The 17,474-nt window shown below is 73.6% G+C and carries 14 protein-coding genes, 2 tRNA genes and 1 pseudogene; 11 read left to right on the top strand and 6 right to left on the bottom strand.

What is annotated here, in order from left to right:
• Window positions 1–7: 7 nt before the first annotated feature.
• The 3 genes and pseudogenes from ACZ5TL_RS00835 to ACZ5TL_RS00825 form a co-directional block, all read right to left on the bottom strand.
• Window positions 8–532, bottom strand: coding sequence for a DinB family protein (locus ACZ5TL_RS00835; protein ID WP_468586274.1), 525 nt, complete (start codon window positions 530–532; stop codon window positions 8–10).
• Window positions 533–541: 9 nt separating this feature from the next.
• Window positions 542–1,008 (bottom strand): annotated as a pseudogene (locus tag ACZ5TL_RS00830) (hypothetical protein).
• Between the two features lie 34 nt (window positions 1,009–1,042).
• Complete coding sequence (locus ACZ5TL_RS00825; RefSeq protein ID WP_468586272.1) at window positions 1,043–1,918, bottom strand: bifunctional DNA primase/polymerase; 876 nt, start codon at window positions 1,916–1,918, stop codon at window positions 1,043–1,045.
• A gap of 368 nt (window positions 1,919–2,286) precedes the next feature.
• Between ACZ5TL_RS00825 and ACZ5TL_RS00820 the strand changes: the two genes are divergently transcribed.
• The 6 genes from ACZ5TL_RS00820 to ACZ5TL_RS00795 all read left to right on the top strand — a co-directional run bounded on the left by ACZ5TL_RS00820 (window position 2,287) and on the right by ACZ5TL_RS00795 (window position 7,839).
• Window positions 2,287–2,631, top strand: a complete 345-nt coding sequence (locus ACZ5TL_RS00820; RefSeq protein ID WP_468586270.1) for a hypothetical protein — start codon at window positions 2,287–2,289, stop codon at window positions 2,629–2,631.
• Window positions 2,632–2,871: 240 nt separating this feature from the next.
• The gene (locus ACZ5TL_RS00815) at window positions 2,872–3,786 is read left to right on the top strand and encodes a bifunctional MaoC family dehydratase N-terminal/OB-fold nucleic acid binding domain-containing protein (protein WP_468586268.1); all 915 of its coding nucleotides are present in this window, start codon (window positions 2,872–2,874) and stop codon (window positions 3,784–3,786) included.
• Entirely contained in the window at window positions 3,783–4,166 is a 384-nt protein-coding gene (locus tag ACZ5TL_RS00810) for a MaoC family dehydratase (RefSeq protein WP_468586267.1), read from the top strand. Before ACZ5TL_RS00815 ends, ACZ5TL_RS00810 begins: the two co-directional genes overlap by 4 nt.
• On the top strand, window positions 4,163–5,335 hold the full coding sequence (locus tag ACZ5TL_RS00805) for a lipid-transfer protein (RefSeq protein ID WP_468586265.1): 1,173 nt from the start codon (window positions 4,163–4,165) through the stop codon (window positions 5,333–5,335). The genes ACZ5TL_RS00810 and ACZ5TL_RS00805 overlap by 4 nt, the downstream gene beginning before the upstream one ends.
• Before the next feature lie 132 nt (window positions 5,336–5,467).
• A complete protein-coding gene (locus ACZ5TL_RS00800) occupies window positions 5,468–6,028 on the top strand; it encodes a SigE family RNA polymerase sigma factor (RefSeq protein ID WP_468586263.1) in 561 nt (186 codons plus the stop codon).
• Window positions 6,029–6,165: 137 nt separating this feature from the next.
• Window positions 6,166–7,839 carry a long-chain fatty acid--CoA ligase gene (locus ACZ5TL_RS00795; protein WP_468586261.1) on the top strand — a complete coding sequence of 558 codons (1,674 nt, stop codon included), beginning with the start codon at window positions 6,166–6,168 and terminating at the stop codon, window positions 7,837–7,839.
• Between the two features lie 52 nt (window positions 7,840–7,891).
• Here the strand turns inward: ACZ5TL_RS00795 and ACZ5TL_RS00790 are convergent, their stop codons facing one another.
• The 3 genes from ACZ5TL_RS00790 to ACZ5TL_RS00780 form a co-directional block, all read right to left on the bottom strand.
• A complete protein-coding gene (locus ACZ5TL_RS00790; RefSeq protein WP_468586259.1) occupies window positions 7,892–8,059 on the bottom strand; it encodes a hypothetical protein in 168 nt (55 codons plus the stop codon).
• Between the two features lie 243 nt (window positions 8,060–8,302).
• Window positions 8,303–13,315, bottom strand: a complete 5,013-nt coding sequence (locus ACZ5TL_RS00785) for a PAS domain-containing protein (RefSeq protein WP_468586257.1) — start codon at window positions 13,313–13,315, stop codon at window positions 8,303–8,305.
• 635 nt (window positions 13,316–13,950) lie between these two features.
• Window positions 13,951–14,463 carry an SSI family serine proteinase inhibitor gene (locus ACZ5TL_RS00780; RefSeq protein WP_468586256.1) on the bottom strand — a complete coding sequence of 171 codons (513 nt, stop codon included), beginning with the start codon at window positions 14,461–14,463 and terminating at the stop codon, window positions 13,951–13,953.
• Between the two features lie 211 nt (window positions 14,464–14,674).
• Between ACZ5TL_RS00780 and ACZ5TL_RS00775 the strand changes: the two genes are divergently transcribed.
• From ACZ5TL_RS00775 to ACZ5TL_RS00755, 5 genes are all read left to right on the top strand, one after another.
• Window positions 14,675–14,765: transfer RNA gene (locus ACZ5TL_RS00775), tRNA-Ser, on the top strand.
• A 186-nt stretch (window positions 14,766–14,951) separates the two neighbouring features.
• Window positions 14,952–15,024 (top strand) — tRNA-Arg (locus ACZ5TL_RS00770).
• A gap of 97 nt (window positions 15,025–15,121) precedes the next feature.
• The gene (locus tag ACZ5TL_RS00765) at window positions 15,122–15,343 is read left to right on the top strand and encodes a hypothetical protein (RefSeq protein ID WP_468586254.1); all 222 of its coding nucleotides are present in this window, start codon (window positions 15,122–15,124) and stop codon (window positions 15,341–15,343) included.
• Window positions 15,344–16,090: 747 nt separating this feature from the next.
• Window positions 16,091–16,486, top strand: a complete 396-nt coding sequence (locus tag ACZ5TL_RS00760; RefSeq protein WP_468586252.1) for an HGxxPAAW family protein — start codon at window positions 16,091–16,093, stop codon at window positions 16,484–16,486.
• 57 nt (window positions 16,487–16,543) lie between these two features.
• On the top strand, window positions 16,544–17,416 hold the full coding sequence (locus ACZ5TL_RS00755) for a DUF2797 domain-containing protein (protein ID WP_468586250.1): 873 nt from the start codon (window positions 16,544–16,546) through the stop codon (window positions 17,414–17,416).
• The last annotated feature ends 58 nt before the right edge of the window (window positions 17,417–17,474 follow it).

The raw sequence follows: 17,474 nt of genomic DNA, 5'->3' as shown, positions 1-17,474 counted from the left end.
CGCCGGGTCAGGCGGACGCCGCCCGCAGCAGCCGCAGCTGCCCGATCTCGCTCGCGTTCTTCGTCAGTTCCGTGTTCAGCCAGGCCGCCATGTGCGCGACGGTGTACTGAGGGTCGTCCGGCCAGGGGAACGGGGCCGTGGTGTCCAGGTCCCGGTCGGTGAGGGTGTCCAGGTGCGTCAGCCACTGGGTGCGCAGGTCGCGCAGCCACTCGATCGTCGGGGCGCCCTCACCTGGCCAGGCGATGTCCGTGCGGTCGCGGGGCGGGCGGCCCCGGGCGTGGTCGAGGGCGACGCTCCACCACCAGCCGATGTGCCAGCTCACCCACGCGATGGTGGGGACGGGGACGGGGTCGGGCTCCGTCTCCGCCCAGTCCGGTTTCCAGGTGTCGTCGGCGGACCGGTGCATCGTCCAGCAGCGGGGTGACGGCTCCCAGAGGAAGTCGCCGGGCTCCAGCCGCTCCAGGTGGTACTCGAACAGGGACCAGGTCAACTCGAACTGCCACCGCAGCAGTTCCGTACGGGAAGCGTTCATCGGGCGACCCTACGCAAGCACCCGGGCGTCCCGCGCCAGTCCCGCCCAGTCGAGGTTCCGCGCAGCCCCTGCTCCGCGTCACAGCCCGACGGCGGGCGGGGCGTGGCCTGGAACCAGAGCACGGTGAGCCGGGAGCGGTAGGCGACCGGGTCGTGGGCCGGGTCGAGGGCCGCGGAGTGGAACGTGCCGAGGCAGGCCACGGCCGGCAGTACCTCGACCGGGCCGAGGCCACCCGCGTACTGGTCGGGGTACTCGCGCCGGGGCGGGACCAGGTGGACCGGCGTGCCGGGCCGGGCCCGCTCGGCGGTGCGCAGCAGGCCTCGGATCCGCAGGTCGTTCACCGGCGCGCATGGGTAGCCCTCCAGCAGGTCGCCGTACGTCGACGTGAACCGCAGCTCGGCGAGGTCCACCGGGCGGCCGGATGCCAGGACGAGGCGGGCGAGCGCCAGGGCCGGCGTTTTGACGTGCTGGTGCATGGAGGTCTTTCGGTGCTCATGGACGGGGCCCGGCTCACGGCCGGTGCCCCGTCATCCGTGCCGCCGACGCGATCGTCGCCCGGGCCTCACGCTCGGACAGGCCGGTGGCGAGGGCCGCCTCGACCAGGGGTGCCACGAGCGTGGGGCCGATGCCGTCCTCGTAGGCCCTGCAGGCCGCCCAGAACAGCCGGGTGTTGCGCTGGCCCTCGTGCGCGGCGAGCACGAACTGGACCAGGCCCTGCGCGTGCGCCGCATGTCCGCCGCCCGGGGAGGGTGCCGGGTGGTGGGTCCGGGGCGGCGGCAGCAGCAGTCGCAGGAGGGAGCGCGGGCAGGGGGCGGGCGGCAGGTGCGCGGTGCCCGGGGCGGCGGCGTAGACACCCCGGCCCGTGCGGGAGCCCGGGCCGACGAGGTAGCCGCCCGCGCCCCGGATGTCGATGCCGGGGGCGAGCCTGCCCGCCGAGTTGGGGACGACCACCTCGGGCGGGCCGCTCAGCCAGAGGTGCCGCCCGCCGGAGGGGGTCACGACGACCACCGTCGGGGGGATCGTGAACAGGTGCCGTAAGGCCAGCTCCCGCAGTGCGGCCGAGGAGTCCGTGCCGGTCTTCACGTCCAGGTCGATGCCGATCAGGTGGTGCGGGGGCAGCCCGCAGGCGATGCCGTAGCCGGTCGCCCGGGGCGCCGCGGCGAACAGCTCGCGGATCCGGGCGGGGTCGCTGGAGGCGTCGTACACCCCGTGCCCGAGGCGGCCGCACTCGCCGTGGCAGGGGTTCGGGGCGGGGTCGGCACGGTGGGGGGAACGCAGCGCGGGGAGCTTGGTGCGGGACAGGGGGAGGACGGCCAGTCCGCGCTCGGCGGCTGACAGGGCGTGTGCGAGGGCCAGCGTCGTGGCCTGCCGGTCGGTGGTGGCCATGCCCCTAGTTTCGTACGTACGTTCGAAAAAGGAAAGAGGGGGCGGGCGTGACGCGCCGAGGGCCGGGTCCCGGCCGGGAGAAGTGCGGGAACGCTTCACCCCTTGCGGCACCCGGGCTCGAACGTCTGCTTCGGCTCCCATCTGGGGCTGAAGTGACGCATAGGGGTTTATCGACCTGTCCTCACGCTTGCGTGCGAATAGCGGTTTCCGATGTGGTTCGCCGGAGCCGGTGGGCAATTCTGGACTCGCGACGTCGAGCACCGCACCGGGGTGGTCGGCCAACTTCCCTGGTGGCAGCAGTGGTTCACGCGCAGGCGGCCATGAGCCGGTGCGCCCTCGGTTTGGGAAGTCCTGGAGGGACAAGAAACATGGCAAGCATCCGCACCGCCCGTGTCATCGCGGCCGTATCCGCCCTTCCGCTCGCAGCCGCCCTCTTCACCGGTGTCGCGACGGCGGACAACGGCGCCTTCGCGGACAACGGCGCCTTCGCGGACGACGGATCCATCGCGTCCGTCGCAGAGGCCGAGCAGGGCATCCTCGGCAGCGGCGTCGGCGGCGACAACTTCGGCAACGCGGACACCGCCCAGCAGCAGGCCGTCGGCGAAGGCGCCGCGAACCAGAGCAACACCGCCCAGGTCAACGGCTCGGCGTTCACCGCCGTCAGCCAGGGCAACGACAACACCGCCATCAGCTTCACCCCGCTGTGGTGGTGAGCTGAGCGGGCCGGTGTGCCGGCATCGGCCCGCCTTCCGCGTGGGTGTGCTTCGAGGGGGGACAAGCGTTTGAGCGGCGGTGCTTCGGTGCCGCCGCGCAGGCGTTTTCCGCGTCCTGCGGGCCGTCACCGGGTTTCGTCGGGCCTCGGCGGGTCTTGATACGGCCATGCGGCTCCTGCCGTTCCTGCGGCTCCTTACGGCTCTTGACGGGGAGACGGATCTGACGGACAGTCAGAAACTGTGACTGGTGAGCCGGAGGTCCACGAGGAGTTCGAGGCGCGCCTGAAGGCCTACGAGGGCCGTCCGGCCGCCGCCACCGGGGTCGGCCGGGACCCCGTCAACGAGCCGATGATCAGGCACTGGTGCGAGGCCATGGGCGACACCCACCCCGCGTACACGGGACCGGACGCCACCGCACCCCCCACCATGCTCCAGGCATGGACGATGGCCGGTCTCCACCGCCGCCCGGAACGCACGGCGGCGTACGACGAACTCCTCGCCCTGCTCGACGAGTCGGGCCACCACGCGGTCGTCGCCACCGACTGCGAGCAGGAGTACCTGCGCCCCCTGCGCCCGGGCGACGAGATCACCTTCGACTCGGTCATCGAGTCGGTGTCCGGCCGCAAGACCACGAAGCTGGGCACGGGGTACTTCGTCACCACCCGCACCGACATCCGGGCCGGCGGCGAACGGGCCGGCACCCACCGCTTCCGCATCCTCAAGTACGCCCCCGCACCCCGCCCGGCACCGCCGCGCGAACGCCGCCCCCGCCCCGTGGTCAACCGCGACAACGCCGGCTTCTGGGAGGGAGTGACCCGTCACGCGCTGCTGATCCAGCGCTGCACCGCCTGCCGCGCCCTGCGCTTCCCCTGGCTGCCGGGCTGCAACGACTGCGGCTCCCCGGACTGGGACACCGTCGAGGCGAGCGGCGAGGGCACCGTCTACTCGTACGTCGTCCTGCACCACCCGCCCTTCCCGGCCTTCGAGCCCCCGTACGCGGTCGGGCTGATCGAGCTCGCGGAGGGCGTGCGGATCGTCAGCAACGTGGTCGGGGTGCCGTACGACAAGGTGCGGATCGGCATGCCGGTGCGGCTGGAGTTCCGGCGCTACGACGAGGAGCTGGTGCTGCCGGTCTTCCAGGGGGTGACGCCGTGAACACCGGCGACCCGCTGCCGCCCCTGGAGATCCCCGTCACCCGGACCCTGATCGTCGCCGGGGCGATCGCGTCCCGCGATTTCCAGGACGTCCACCACGACCCGGAGCTCGCCCGGCAGAAGGGCTCCCCCGACATCTTCATGAACATCCTGACGACCAACGGCCTGGTCGGCCGCTACGTCACCGACCACTTCGGCCCCCGGGCGGAACTGCTCCGGGTGGCCATCCGGCTCGGCGCGCCCAACCACCCCGGCGACACGATGGTGCTGACGGGCACGGTCGAGGAGGTCGACGGGGACCTGGTGACGGTCCGGGTCGTCGGCGCGAACGGCATCGGCCGGCACGTCACGGGCACGGTGACGGCGAGGGTCCCGGCATGAGCCTGCGAGGACGGGACGGTCTCGGCGGGCGCGCGGCCATCGCCGGTGCCGGGGCCACCGAGTTCTCCAAGGACTCGGGACGCAGCGAACTGCGGCTGGCCGTCGAGGCGGTGCACGCGGCCCTCGCGGACGCCGGGCTGACACCGGCCGACGTCGACGGGATGGTCACCTTCACCATGGACACCAGCCCCGAGATCACCGTCGCCCAGGCCGCGGGCATCGGCGAGCTCTCCTTCTTCTCCCGTGTCCACTACGGCGGCGGCGCGGCCTGCGCCACCGTCCAGCAGGCGGCTCTGGCGATCACCGCGGGCGTGGCGGACGTGGTCGTCTGCTATCGGGCGTTCAACGAGCGCTCGGGCCGCCGCTTCGGCTCCGGGGTGCGGCACCGGGAGCCGACTGCGGAGGGCGCGGCGCTCGGCTGGTCGCTGCCGTTCGGCCTGCTCACCCCGGCCTCGTGGGTGGCGATGGCGGCCCAGCGCTACCTCCACACCCACGGGCTGACCCCGGAGGCGTTCGGGCACGTGGCCGTCGTCGACCGCAAGCACGCGGCGACCAACCCGGCGGCGTACTTCCACGGCCGGCCCATCACCCTGGCCGACCACGCCGCGTCCCGCTGGATCGCCGAGCCGCTGCGGCTGCTGGACTGCTGCCAGGAGACGGACGGCGGGCAGGCGCTCGTCGTCACCTCCGTCGAGCGGGCCCGCGACCTGCCCCACCCTCCGGCCGTGATCGCGGCGGCCGCGCAGGGCGCCGGACGCGCCCAGGAGCAGATGACCAGCTTCTACCGCGAGGACCTCACCGGCCTGCCCGAGACCGCGGTCGTGGCCCGGCAGCTGTGGCGGACCTCGGGGCTCACCCCGGCCGACATCGACGTGGGGATCCTCTACGACCACTTCACGCCGTTCGTCCTGATGCAGCTGGAGGAGTTCGGCTTCTGCGGCCCCGGCGAGGCGGCGGACTTCGTGGCGGAGGAGCGGCTGCCGCTCAACACCCACGGTGGTCAGTTGGGGGAGGCGTACCTGCACGGGATGAACGGGGTGGCGGAGGCCGTCCGGCAGATCAGGGGGACGGCGGCGAACCCGGTGCCGGGCGTGGAGCGGGTCCTGGTGACGGCGGGGACGGGCGTGCCGACGTCGGGGCTCGTCCTGACCGCCGACCCGCACGGGTGAACCCGCAGGACCCCGACCCCTCCGCTCCACCTACAGGAGGTGCGGTGACCCCTACCCCTCCAACCTGAGAGGGACTCCGCTTCGGGACCTGCGGCCGATCCGCTCGGCACCCCCCGCTCATAGCGTTGAGCCATGACCACACTCGTCTGCACCAGCGCTTCGAAGGCTGCCGCACCAGCGGCGCAGACCCTTCCGTATCCGTCGTTCTCGTCGTACGTCAGGGCACGCCAGCCGGTGCTGCTGCGTACCGCCCGCTCGCTCACCGGCAACCCGAGCGACGCGGAGGACCTGCTGCAGACCGCGCTCGCCAAGACGTACGTCGCCTGGGAGCGCATCGAGGACCACCGCGCCCTCGACGGCTATGTGCGCCGGGCGCTGCTGAACACGCGGACCTCGCAGTGGCGCAAGCGCAAGGTCGACGAGTTCGCCTGCGACGAGCTGCCCGAGCCGGAGCCGGTGCGCGGCGGCGACGACCCGGCCGAGCAGCAGGCCCTGCGCGACGCGATGTGGCGGGCGATCATGCGGCTGCCCGCCCGGCAGCGGGCGATGGTGGTCCTCAGGTACTACGAGGACCTCAGCGAGGTCCAGACGGCCGAGGTGCTCGGCGTCTCGGTGGGCACGGTGAAATCGGCCGTCTCCCGCGCGCTGGGCAAGCTCCGCGAGGACGCTGAGCTGGGGCTCGTCCGTCAGTGAACCGGCGGTGAGGTGCCGCCCCGCCTCGCTGTGAGCTGCTTCTCCGGCATGGCGTGATGTGATCGATCGCCCGGTCCTAGTGACATACCGCGTGGTATGTGCGCAGAATCAGCGCATCCCTTGCCACCGCGTAGGCAATGTCGCCCCGGGAGGACGCCGTGCTGAGCACCATGCAGGACGTACCACTGCTGATCTCGAGGATCCTGACCCACGGGTCGACGATCCACGGGACATCGCAGGTGACCACCTGGACCGGTGAGGACGAGCCGCACCGCCGCTCCTTCGCGGAGATCGGCGCCCGCGCGGCCCAGCTGGCGCACGCGCTGAAGGAGGACCTCGGCGTCGTCGGCAACGAGCGGGTCGCGACGCTGGCCTGGAACAACGCGGAGCACGTGGAGGCCTACTTCGCGATCCCGTCCATGGGCGCGGTCCTGCACACCCTGAACCTCCGCCTCCCGCCGGAGCAGCTGGCCTGGATCGTCAGCCACGCCGCCGACCGCGTGATCATCGCCAACGGTTCGCTGCTGCCCCTGCTCGCCCCGCTGCTGCCGCACCTCAAGACCGTCGAGCACGTGGTCGTCACCGGCCCCGGGGACCGCTCCCTGCTCGCCGACGCGACCGTGCGGGTGCACGAGTACGAGGACCTGATCGCCGGGAAGCCCACCACGTACGACTGGCCCGAGCTGGACGAACGCCAGGCCGCGTCCATGTGCTACACCTCCGGCACCACCGGCGACCCCAAGGGCGTGGTCTACAGCCACCGCTCCATCTACCTGCACTCGATGCAGGTCAACATGGCCCAGTCGATGGGCCTGACCGACGAGGACACCTCGCTGGTCGTGGTGCCGCAGTTCCACGTGAACGCCTGGGGCCTGCCGCACGCGACCTTCATGACCGGCGTGAACATGCTGATGCCGGACCGCTTCCTCCAGCCGGCCCCGCTCGCCGCGATGATCGAGGGCGAGAAGCCGACCCACGCGGCGGCCGTCCCGACCATCTGGCAGGGCCTGCTCGCCGAGCTGACCGCGCACCCCCGGGACGTCTCCTCCCTCACCCAGGTCACCATCGGCGGCTCGGCCTGTCCGCCGTCGCTGATGGAGGCCTTCGACAAGCTGGGCATGCGGGTCTGCCACGCGTGGGGCATGACGGAGACGTCCCCGCTGGGCACGGTCGCCCGTCCGCCGGCCGGTGCGGTCGGCACGGAGGAGGAGTTCGCCTACCGCCTCACCCAGGGCCGCTTCCCGGCCGGCGTCGAGGCCCGGCTGACCGGCCCCGGCGGCGAGCGCCTCCCCTGGGACGGCGAGTCGGCCGGCGAGCTGGAGGTGCGCGGCCCGTGGATCGCGGGCGCCTACTACAACGGACCCGAGGAACCCCTGCGCCCCGCCGACAAGTTCAGCGAGGACGGCTGGCTCAAGACGGGCGACGTCGGCACCATCTCCGCCGACGGCTACCTCACCCTCACCGACCGCGCCAAGGACGTCATCAAGTCCGGCGGCGAGTGGATCTCGTCGGTGGAGCTGGAGAACGCGCTCATGTCCCACCCGGACGTCGCCGAGGCGGCCGTCGTGGCCGTCCCCGACGACAAGTGGGGCGAGCGCCCCCTGGCCACGGTCGTCCTCAGGGAGGGCGCCACCGCCGGCTTCGAGACCCTGCGCGCCTTCCTCGCCGACGAGGGCAGGATCGCCAAGTGGCAGCTGCCCGAGCGCTGGACGATCATCGAGGCGGTTCCGAAGACCAGCGTGGGCAAGTTCGATAAAAAGGTCCTGCGCAGGCAGTACGCGCAAGGGGAGCTGGACGTCACCCGGCTCTGACGGGCCCGGGGGTCGCCGTACGGCAGCCCGGGGGACCGCCGTATGGCAGCCCTCACCGTCGTACGGCGGTCGGCCCCCAGCCCAGCACCAGCCGCCCGCCCGCGACCGCGCCCACCCCACCCGCGGAACCGGCGACCACGTACGCCGTGTTGGCGGTGGCGGTGGCGGTGGCGGTGGCGGTGGCGGTGGGGGTGGGGTGGCGGTGGTGGCGGCCCGCCACTTGAAGGCCTGCCCGGCCGGTTGCCGAGCGGTCGGACGGCTCGGATGCCCGGTCGGCCTGCTGTTCTTCGCCCGGTCCAGGCGACGGCCGAGGGCGCCGCGCCGAAGTCGCGGGCCATGAGCGGGTGCAGCGGTGCGGCGAGGCAGATGCTCACGGCGCGGTAGAGCGACGGCGCGGTGGAGCGACGGCGCGGTGGAGCGACGGCGCGGTGGAGCCCGAAGGCGGCTCGCGCCCCGGAGGCCGCTAGTTGGTCCCGATCCTGCTGAGCAGTTCGACGATCCGGGACTGCACCTCGTTGCTGGTCGACCGCTCCGCGAGGAACAGTACCGTCTCCCCCGACGCCAGCCGCGGCAGGTCCGCCTGGTCGACGGCGGCGGTGTAGACGACCAGCGGGGTGCGGTTGAGCTGCCCGTTCGCCCGCAGCCAGTCGATGATCCCGGCGAACCCCTCCTGCCGCCGGTGCACCTGCAGCAGGTCCATCACGACCAGGTTCGGCCGGAACTGTCCCGCCAGCGTCACCGCGTCCGCGTCGCTCGCGGCCCGCGCGACCTGCATCCCGCGCCGCTCCAGCGTCGCCGTCAGCGCCAGCGCGATCTCCGCGTGCTCCTCGATCAGCAGCACCCGTGGCGGATGCTGCTCACTGTCACGCGGCGCCAGCGCCTTCAGCAGCACGGCCGGATCGGCACCGTACGCCGCGTCCCGCGAGGCCTGCCCGAGCCCGGCCGTGACCAGGACGGGGACCTCGGCGGCCACGGCGGCCTGCCGCAACGACTGCAGCGCCGTCCGCGTGATCGGCCCGGTCAGCGGGTCCACGAACAGCGCGGCGGGGAAGGCCGCGATCTGCGCGTCGACCTCCTCGCGCGAGTTCACGATCACCGGCCGGTAGCCGCGGTCGCTCAGCGCCTGCTGCGTGCTGACGTCCGGCGCGGGCCACACCAGCAGCCGCCGCGGGTTGTCCAGCGGCTCCGGCGGCAACTCGTCGTCCATCGGCTGCGGCCGCGGCGGATCGGCCACCTCGACGGCCCCACCGGGCCCGTCCAGCGGCTCGGGCCCCTCGGCGGCGTTCACGTCCGGCGCGCCTATGGCATACGACCGCCCGCCGCCCTCGGTCATCTGCGCGAGCCGCGTCTGACCGGCCAGGGACGGCTGCGCGGGGACGGGAGCCTGGGCTCCCGCCGGGACCTGGGCCCCTGCGGGGGCCGGCGCGGGTGTCTGCTCGGCCGTCGGATGCGGCCGGGCCTGCTCGGGACGGGCTGCCTGCGCCGACGGACGCGGGCCCTGCTCCGGCCCGGCCGCCTGTTCCGTACGCGTGGCCGGGTCGGGCGGCGTACCGAGCTTGCGGCGGCGGCCCGACCCGCCCGGCTGGTGCGGGGGAGGCGTCGCCGAGGCGGCGGCTGACGGCTGCTGGGCCTGGGCCGCCTGCCGGTTGAAGGCTACGCCCTGCCCCAGCGTCCGGACGCTGAACGCCCGCCCCTGTGTCGAGTTGGGGTCGACGGCCGTCGCGGCCTCCGCGGGCAGCGGCTGAGCGGCGGCACGCGGAGCGGCACCCTCCGGGGGCAGCGGCGTGCCGGGGGCGGGGGTGCTCGGCCGGGGCGGCGCGCCGTTGGGCTGGGCGGGGTGCGCGGCGCCGTTCGGCGGTACGGCGACACCGGTGCCCGAGGTGCCGTCGGCGCTGGGCCAGGGCTGGGGGGCGGGAGTGCCCTGGGCCGGGGCGCCCGTGTTCTGCCCGGGGGCCGCCTCGGCGGGGAGCGGCTGACCGGCGGAGGTGTGCTGCTCCGGTGCGGGAACGCCCTGCTGCGGCCCGGGCGGGGGCGCGGCAGGGGCGGGGACCTGGACCGGCTGCCCCGGGAGCGCCGCCTGCACGCTGTGCCCGAGACCACCCTGCGCGGGGACGGACACGCCCTGCGGCGCTACGGCCGCACCTTGCTGCGCTACGGCGACGCCCTGAGGCAGGACGGCATGCGCGTGCGGCGGGACGGCGACGCCTTGCGGCGGTACGGCGGTTGCCTGCGGCCGGGGGGCGTTGCCCTGGTGAGCGGCGGTGCTTTGGGGGTGACCGGCGTTGGCTTGGGGGTGACCGGTGGCGTCCTGCGCGGGGAGCGCCACGCCCTGGGGGTGAGCGGCGGTGCTTTGGGGGTGACCGGCGTTGGCCTGGGGGTGACCGGTGGCGTCCTGCGCGGGGAGCGCCACGCCCTGGGGGTGAGCGGCGGTGCCTTGGGGGTGACCGGCGTTGGCCTGGGGATGACCGGTGGTGTCCTGCGCCGGGACCGCCACGCCCTGGACCGCCACGCCCTGGGCCGGCACGGCCGTACCCGGCGCGGCCTGGGCAGCGGCCGCCCCGACCTGGACGGGCGCACCCTGGCCCGCAATGCCTTGGCCTGGAGCGGCCTGGCCTGGAGCGGCCTGGCCGGGCGGAATCTGCCCGGTGGCGTCCTGCGCGGAGGCCCCTTGCGCGGGGACTCCCTGCGGGGGAACACCTTGCCCGGGACCCACGGGCGCGGTTCCCGCAGGCCCGGGACCCACGGGCGCGGCGCCCCCCGGCACGGCTCCCCCCTGGTCGGCACCCCCCGGTGCCGGGGGGTGCTGCCCGGCTCCCTGGAAAGGTCCCTGGGAAGGCGGACCGGCCGCAGCCGCGCCAGGCGCCTGTGCTGCGGCTCCCTCGGCCGGCTGGGGTGCCGTCACGGCTCGGCGTCGGCGCCCGGTCGGTGCGCTGGTCGGATGCGGCTGCGGCGGGGTGTGATCGGCGGACTGGTCGTGCGGGACGGCGTCGTGCCGCCCTTCGACGACGCCCCCGGCGTCGGCGGCAGCCGCACCGGGAACTCCCACGGCTCCCTGCCCTGGAACCGGCGCCCCGGCGCCACTGTCTGCGGCCTGCTGCTGTACCTGGCCATTCTGCGCAGCCTGCGTCTCAGGGGCGGCCGGGGATTGGTCGGCCTCGGCGGGAGGCAGCGCGAACACCGGCCGCGGACCGGCCGCAGCCGCTTCCTGGGCAGCCGCCGCCCGCTCGTTCGCGGCGGCCAGCGCACGCCGGCGACGCCCTGTCGGCTGCGGAGCCCCGGCCGGGCCCTGCCCCACACTCTGCCCCTGCCCCTGGGCCATGCCGGACGCCGCCGCGGGCAACGCCGGCGGCAGCGCGTGCTGCTCACCCGGCTCCCGCTGGGCCCGCCGCCCGGACGGCGCGGGCACACCCTGCGGCGGAACGGTCCCGCCCAGCCCAGTGTTCGAGGCGGCGGCCCCCGCCGCATGCTCGGCGGCCGTGACCACGGCCCCCTCGGCGACACCCTGGACGGCACTCCCGACGGCATCCGCACCAGCGTCCTCGGCGGCCCGCCCGCGCCGCCGCCCGGTACCGCCCGACACGGCGCCCTCACCGGAGGCCTGAGCCGGGAGGGCGGCCGGTTCCCCGGCGGCCCGCCTCCGGCGCCGCCCGGTGGGCGAACCGCCCTCGGCCCCGTCGCTCTCACCGGCCGGAACGTCCCCGTCCAGGAAGGCGTCGGTCGAGGACCGCCGCGCCCGGCGCCGCCCCCCGCCGGAGGTCTGCTCCTCGGGCGCGGCGGGAACACCCTCGTCCACCGGCTGGTCGGGGACGGCCCCGGCCCCGCCCCCGAGCGGTACTTCGAGGACGTACGCGCTCCCGCTCATCCCCGGCACGTCATGCGTCTGCAGGACACCGCCGTGGGCCCGGACGATGCCGCGCACGATGGGCTCGTGCACCGTGTCACCACCGGCGTACGGCCCGCGCACCTCGATGCGGACGACCTCGCCGCGCTGCGCCGCCGCCACCACGACGGTGTTGTCCAGGTAGCCGCCCGCGGACACGGGCGTGTTGCCGGTGGCGTCGACCCCGGCCACGTCGGCGACGAGATGCGCGAGGGCGGTCGCGAGCAGCCGGGAATCGACCTCGGCCTCGATGGGCGGCGCGTGCACGGCGAACTGCACCCGCCCGGGCCCGATGAGCTCGACGGCCCCGTCGACACCGGCGGCGACGACGGCGTCCAGCATGACCTTCGTCCGGGTGACGCTCTCGCTGCCGGTGTCGAGCCGCTGGTACCCGAGGACGTTGTCGATCAGCGTCGTGATGCGTGAATAGCCCGCCGACAGGTGATGCAGCACCTGGTTGGCCTCGGGCCACAGCTGCCCCGCGTCATCGGCGGCCAGTGCGGCCAGCTCGCGGCGCAGTTCATCCAGGGGCCCGCGCAGGGAGCGCCCGAGCAGGGTCAGCAACTGCTCGTGCCGTGCGGCGAGCGCCTCGAACCGGTCCTTCTCCCGCTCCCCGAGCGCGGCGTACCGCTCCTCGTTCGCGCCGAGTTCCTCGGCGTGCCGCTCGCGCAGCTCCTCCAGCTCGGTGACGTGCTGCTGGCGGAGCGCGGTGAGCCCGGAGGCGTGCTCCTCGGCGATCCGCTCCAGCTCCTCGGCGTGCGCCTTCTCCGCCGCCTCCTTCTCCTCGACGACGGCGTCGTAGGGCCGCCGGTCGGTGAAGGTCATGACGGCGCCGACGAGCTGGTCGCCGTCGCGCACGGGCGCGGTCGTCAGGTCGACGGGAACCTTCCCGCCGTCCTTGGCGTACAGCACCTGCCCGCGCACCCGGTGCTTGCGCCCGGAGCGCAGGGTGTCGGCGAGCGGCGAGTCCTCGTACGGGAAGGGCGACCCGTCGGCACGCGAGTGCAGCACGAGGGTGTGCAGCTCACGCCCGCCGAGATCGCTGGCGCGGAAGCCCAGTATCTGAGCGGCGGCCGGATTGACGAGCACGATCCGCCCGTCGGTGTCGGTCCCGACGACACCCTCGGACGCGGCCCGCAGGATCATCTCGGTCTGCCGCTGCGACCGCGCCAGCTCGGCCTCGGTGTCCACGGTCCCGGACAGGTCACGCACGACGAGCATGAGCAGCTCGTCGGCGGTGTAGCCGTAACTGTCGTAGGCCTGCTGCCCGTTCTCCAGATTCGCACTGGTGACCTCGACGGGGAACTCTGTTCCGTCCGTCCTGCGCGCGACCATCCGGGTCGGCTTGGTCCGGGCCCGCGGATCGAGGTGCTCCGGCCGCCGCATGGACCCGGGGATCAGCTTGGAGTCGAACTGCGGCAGCAGATCGAGCAGCCCGCGCCCCACGAGGGCGGTCCCCGGAGTCTCGAAGGCCTCCAGGGCGATGGTGTTGGCGTTGACGACCGTCCCGTTGGCATTGACCAGCACCAACGCGTCAGGAAGAGCGTCCAGTATGGCTGCGAGGCGAGCAGCGCCTCGGGATGGCCTGCTGCTCACGAGACGCTTCCTCCCTGTTACCGCACCTAGCCGACCGCTCGGGCCATCTTGCCAACCTGCCCGCGGCGTGTCACGCGAGGGAGTCTAAGGGCTGCGGTTGCGCTCGCGACGCCGATGAGAGGGAGGTCGCACGAGGAAGTGACCCCGAACTGACGACCGAGTAACCGGAAACGCCCGCGGTCCTGCGACGACGTCGCGAGACCTCCGCTGGACCTTTACGACGACGACGTTTCTGTACCTTTTGGCCAGGCTGGCCTGATGAGGGCGGAGTGTGGCGCAAACGGGGGGTGCGGGTCGGGGCCGGCGCGGAACGCGATGGCCCTCCGGCGGGGGTACGGGAGTACGGGGCGCGGGCGGCCGGGCGGGTCGGCGCGGCGGCCCATGTACGTCCGGCGGCGTAACGGAGCCGATATGCGGAGCCGATATGCGGAGCGCGAAGCGCTCCGGAACGCGTGCGTGGGGCCCATCGCCCGGCTCAGCCCGGCCCGCCTCCGGCACCCAGCGGCCGCCGAGGCGCCGACGAGGCAGAGCGCCAGCAGGGAGACTCCACGAGCGCCCGGCCTCATCGGACCCACCGACCCCATAGACCCCACCGGTCCCACCCCACCGACCCCCACGCCTCATCCGAGGCAGGCTCAGACGGCTCCTCCCTCGCCTCCCACACCCGGCAGGAGCGGGACGAGCCGGTCCCAGCGGGAGATCTGGCAGCCGTCACGGCGGTCGTACGTGGCGTCGACGGGCCGGCCGGCCCAGGTGCCGGTGACGTGCGCGGTGGCCGGTCCGCCGTACTGCATGGTGCAGAAGCCGCCTTCCGGGGCGGGCGCGAAGAGGTCCTGTCCCCAACGCGTGTCCCGCTCCAGCACGGCGCAGGCGCCGCGGGGGTCGGGGTGGCTGCCGCCGTCGGGCCCGCAGTACAGCTCGAACGTCCCGTCGGCTCCCTCGCCGGCGTTCCGGACGGTGACGGTGAGGTGATCCCGCTCCTGTCCCACGCCGAGCCGGGGCGGAGGCAGCAGATCGAACACACTGGCCTGGGCGGCAGCGGCGGGAGACACGGCGGCCAGCGACCCGGCGGTGGCGACGGAGGCGGCGGCAGCGATGAGGAGACGCCGCAGTACGGGGCGGGCGGTGGCCCGGGGAGTGGCACGCAACATGCCCTGCCTAACGCGACACGGTCCCGGATGTTGCGCGAGGCCCCCCGTCCGGGCCCCGTCGAGTCCCCCGCAGGGGCCGCCCACGGCCCGACAAGGCCTTTGCCCTGCGCCCTTCCCGCCTAGTACCGTGGGGGTCGATTGGTGACACCGCGCCCGACTGTGTCATCATCGGCACGCACCGACTCGCGCTCGCGCGGGGGGATGCGCTGGAGGCGTCGCCTAGTCCGGTCTATGGCGCCGCACTGCTAATGCGGTTTGGGTCTTAAAGCCCATCGAGGGTTCAAATCCCTCCGCCTCCGCACTCGATCACGAAGCCCCGGTCACCTGACCGGGGCTTCGCTGTCGTTACCCCCCCGTTGGGGCCGTTTCTGCAGCTCACAAGGGGTGCGGCTAACGGATTTCACATGGCGGCGGCAGTCATGTAATGTTCTTCCTGTCGCCGCGAGCGAGCCGAAAGGCCCGGGAGCGGCGAAAAAACAGAACAAGCACTCGTAGCTTAACGGATAGAGCATCTGACTACGGATCAGAAGGTTGCAGGTTCGAATCCTGCCGAGTGCACACAGAGCGTAGGCCCCGGAGAGATCCGGGGCCTACGGCGTTTCAGATGCGGCAGTGACCGCAGCGGGGGGTTGCGCGTAGGCGCATACTGAGGGCAATGACTAAGCCTGCTGCACAGAAGCGTCATCTGCCCACCAGCCCCTTCAAGGCCCCGGTCGCGCCCGCACCCAAGCACTTCGCGGTGGGCGACCAGGTCACCCACGACGTGTACGGCCTCGGCCGGGTGATCGGCATCGAGGACGGCATCGCGGTGCTCGTGGACTTCGGCTCCGCACCCATGCGGATCCTGAGCCCGTACGCCAAGATGACCAAGCTCTAGAGCCGTCACGACGAAAGAGAGACTCTCATCGAACCGACTTCGCTGTTCTCCGCTCCGGAAGCGCAAGCGAGCCGCCCCAGCGCGGTGTCGCCGCCTCCGACGACAAACCCCTTCCAGGCCCCGGACTTCGGGGAGGACGAGACCTTCCTGCCCGAGGAAGCCTGGGAGCCCGTTCCGGCCGGGCGCGCCGGGCGGCCCAAGGCCGCATAGCTCCACACGTGGCCTGGACTCGGACAGGCCACCAGTACGGCAAGGGTGCCCGGCCTGGCCAGGTGAGCGGAGTGGGCACAGACCAGAGGCCCTGTGGATCGATCCACACGGCCTCTGGTGTTGCCTGTCGCCGTGCCGTCAGACCGTCGCGGCCCCTTGCGCCGTCGGTCGAGGCGGCGGGTGAGGCAGCCGGCTGCGCTCCGGACGGTTGAGGATGCCTGCCCGCGCCCGTGGTGACGTGGACGCGGGCTGCCGGGTCTCCGGGCGTCGGAAGCGTCTCGCCGGCCTGGATGACGTAGGCGAGGCAGGTGAGGTCGGTCACACTCATTCCCGCCTGTTGGGTGATCCCGTGATGTCCGACCAGGTGTGCCGCGATGAGGTCGTCCGTCGCCCACAGGGCCTGCTCCCGTGCGGCTGCCGGACGCGGCTCGGCTTCCATTCCCAAGATCCCACGGCTCGTGAGAGGTTCAGCCGCACGTCGTGGTTCATGAGGAGTTCTGGGGGCCTGTGGACGGGGCCCCGTCGGAGGGGGAGCACGTGAGCGCACATCAGTATGACCACGGGCACACGGTCGCGGGGTGGGTCGGATGCGGCATCGCGAGCGTCGGGGCCGGTGTGGCCGGGGTCGGGGTTTGTACCGTCTCGGGCGCGCTGATCGCCGGTGGTATCGCGATCGGGGTGGTGAGCCTCCTTGTCACCTGGGCCCTGCACCTGGCCGGGTGGGGGAAGGGGCCCGGCGTGCGGCCCCGGGAGGAGTGGGCGTGGCGGGCTCGGGACTCGGCGGCCCCGGGCGGGCATGAGGGGTGCCTAGGGTGCCGGCTGGCCGGGCGGGGACGGCGGCGTGCCGGACGCTCGGGGGAACCGGCCGTGCCGGTCCAGCGGGACGGGGAGCCGGAGACCGCCGATGCCGTGGGTGCCGACTCCGTGCGGTGAGGCCGGTCCCCGTCGGCTACCCCGCGTTGTCAGTGGTGCCGCCTACTCTCGGCAGAGATGGCACAGGCATGGAGGTGCTCGGGGCTGCGGTGGTCGGCGCACGGTCCCGTGCTGACGTGGGACGGTGGGCGGCGCAGCGCGCTGACCTGGGGGAAACGTGTGGCCTTCGGGGTCGCGGACGGGGATGTGCGGACCTGCGTGGGGGCTCGGGGGCATGTGTGCCCGGTGGGAGCGGTCGTGGCGGGGCGGAGTACGGGCACCCGCTGCGAGGAGTGTGCGCGGCTGGACCGGGCGCACTCCGTGGCGGCGGACACCCTCGCGGACGACCCGCGGCCGTACCACGTGTATCTGGCGTGGTTCGGGCCCGGCATGCTCAAGGTCGGCATCACGGCGGAGGAGCGCGGCTCCGCGCGGCTGCTCGAGCAGGGGGCCGTCTGCTTCAGCTGGCTCGGCGTCGGGCCGCTGATGGCCGCGCGGCGCAGCGAGGAGCTGCTGCGGGCGGCGCTGCGGGTGCCCGACCGGATTCCGTACGCCGAGAAGCGGGCCGTGCGGTCCGCGCTGCCCGGCACCGAGGCCGAGCGGGCCGCGGAGATCACGGAGGTGCATGCCCGGGCCGCGGCGCTCCCGGCCTGGCCGGAGTCGCTCGTGCGGGAGCCCCTGCGGGTCGTCGACCACGTGGGCGTGTTCGGACTCGCCGGGCTGCCCGTCGCCGTCGGGGAGGTGAGTGAGCTGGTCGCCGGGGGTGTGGTGAGCGGGGAGCTGGTCGCCGCCGCGGGGCCCGATCTGCATCTGGCCACGGAGGGCGGGGTCGTCGTGGTCGATACGCGGTTGCTGACCGGGTGGGGGCTGGTGCCCGCCGCGGGGGGTGAGCTGACCGTTCCGGTGCGGCGGATCAAAGAGGCGGCGGGGGTGCAGGACGGGCTGTTCTGACCCGCCCGGCCTTCCCAGGCGCTTCCTGAGAGGCGCCTGTGCGTTTCTCAGGGAATTC

This window comes from Streptomyces sp. NPDC033136, from assembly GCF_055578235.1.
Note: the sequence above shows the minus strand (reverse complement) of the source record. Positions and strands in the feature narration are given on the sequence as shown.

Bases quoted from the DNA above. Each gene is read 5' to 3' on its own strand.
- ACZ5TL_RS00835 (WP_468586274.1), bottom strand. From the start codon at position 532: ATGAACGCTTCCCGTACGGAACTGCTGCGGTGGCAGTTCGAGTTGACC.
- ACZ5TL_RS00825 (WP_468586272.1), bottom strand. From the start codon at position 1,918: ATGGCCACCACCGACCGGCAGGCCACGACGCTGGCCCTCGCACACGCC.
- ACZ5TL_RS00820 (WP_468586270.1), top strand. From the start codon at position 2,287: ATGGCAAGCATCCGCACCGCCCGTGTCATCGCGGCCGTATCCGCCCTT.
- ACZ5TL_RS00805 (WP_468586265.1), top strand. From the start codon at position 4,163: ATGAGCCTGCGAGGACGGGACGGTCTCGGCGGGCGCGCGGCCATCGCC.
- ACZ5TL_RS00800 (WP_468586263.1), top strand. From the start codon at position 5,468: ATGACCACACTCGTCTGCACCAGCGCTTCGAAGGCTGCCGCACCAGCG.
- ACZ5TL_RS00795 (WP_468586261.1), top strand. From the start codon at position 6,166: ATGTCGCCCCGGGAGGACGCCGTGCTGAGCACCATGCAGGACGTACCA.
- ACZ5TL_RS00765 (WP_468586254.1), top strand. From the start codon at position 15,122: ATGACTAAGCCTGCTGCACAGAAGCGTCATCTGCCCACCAGCCCCTTC.
- ACZ5TL_RS00755 (WP_468586250.1), top strand. From the start codon at position 16,544: ATGGCACAGGCATGGAGGTGCTCGGGGCTGCGGTGGTCGGCGCACGGT.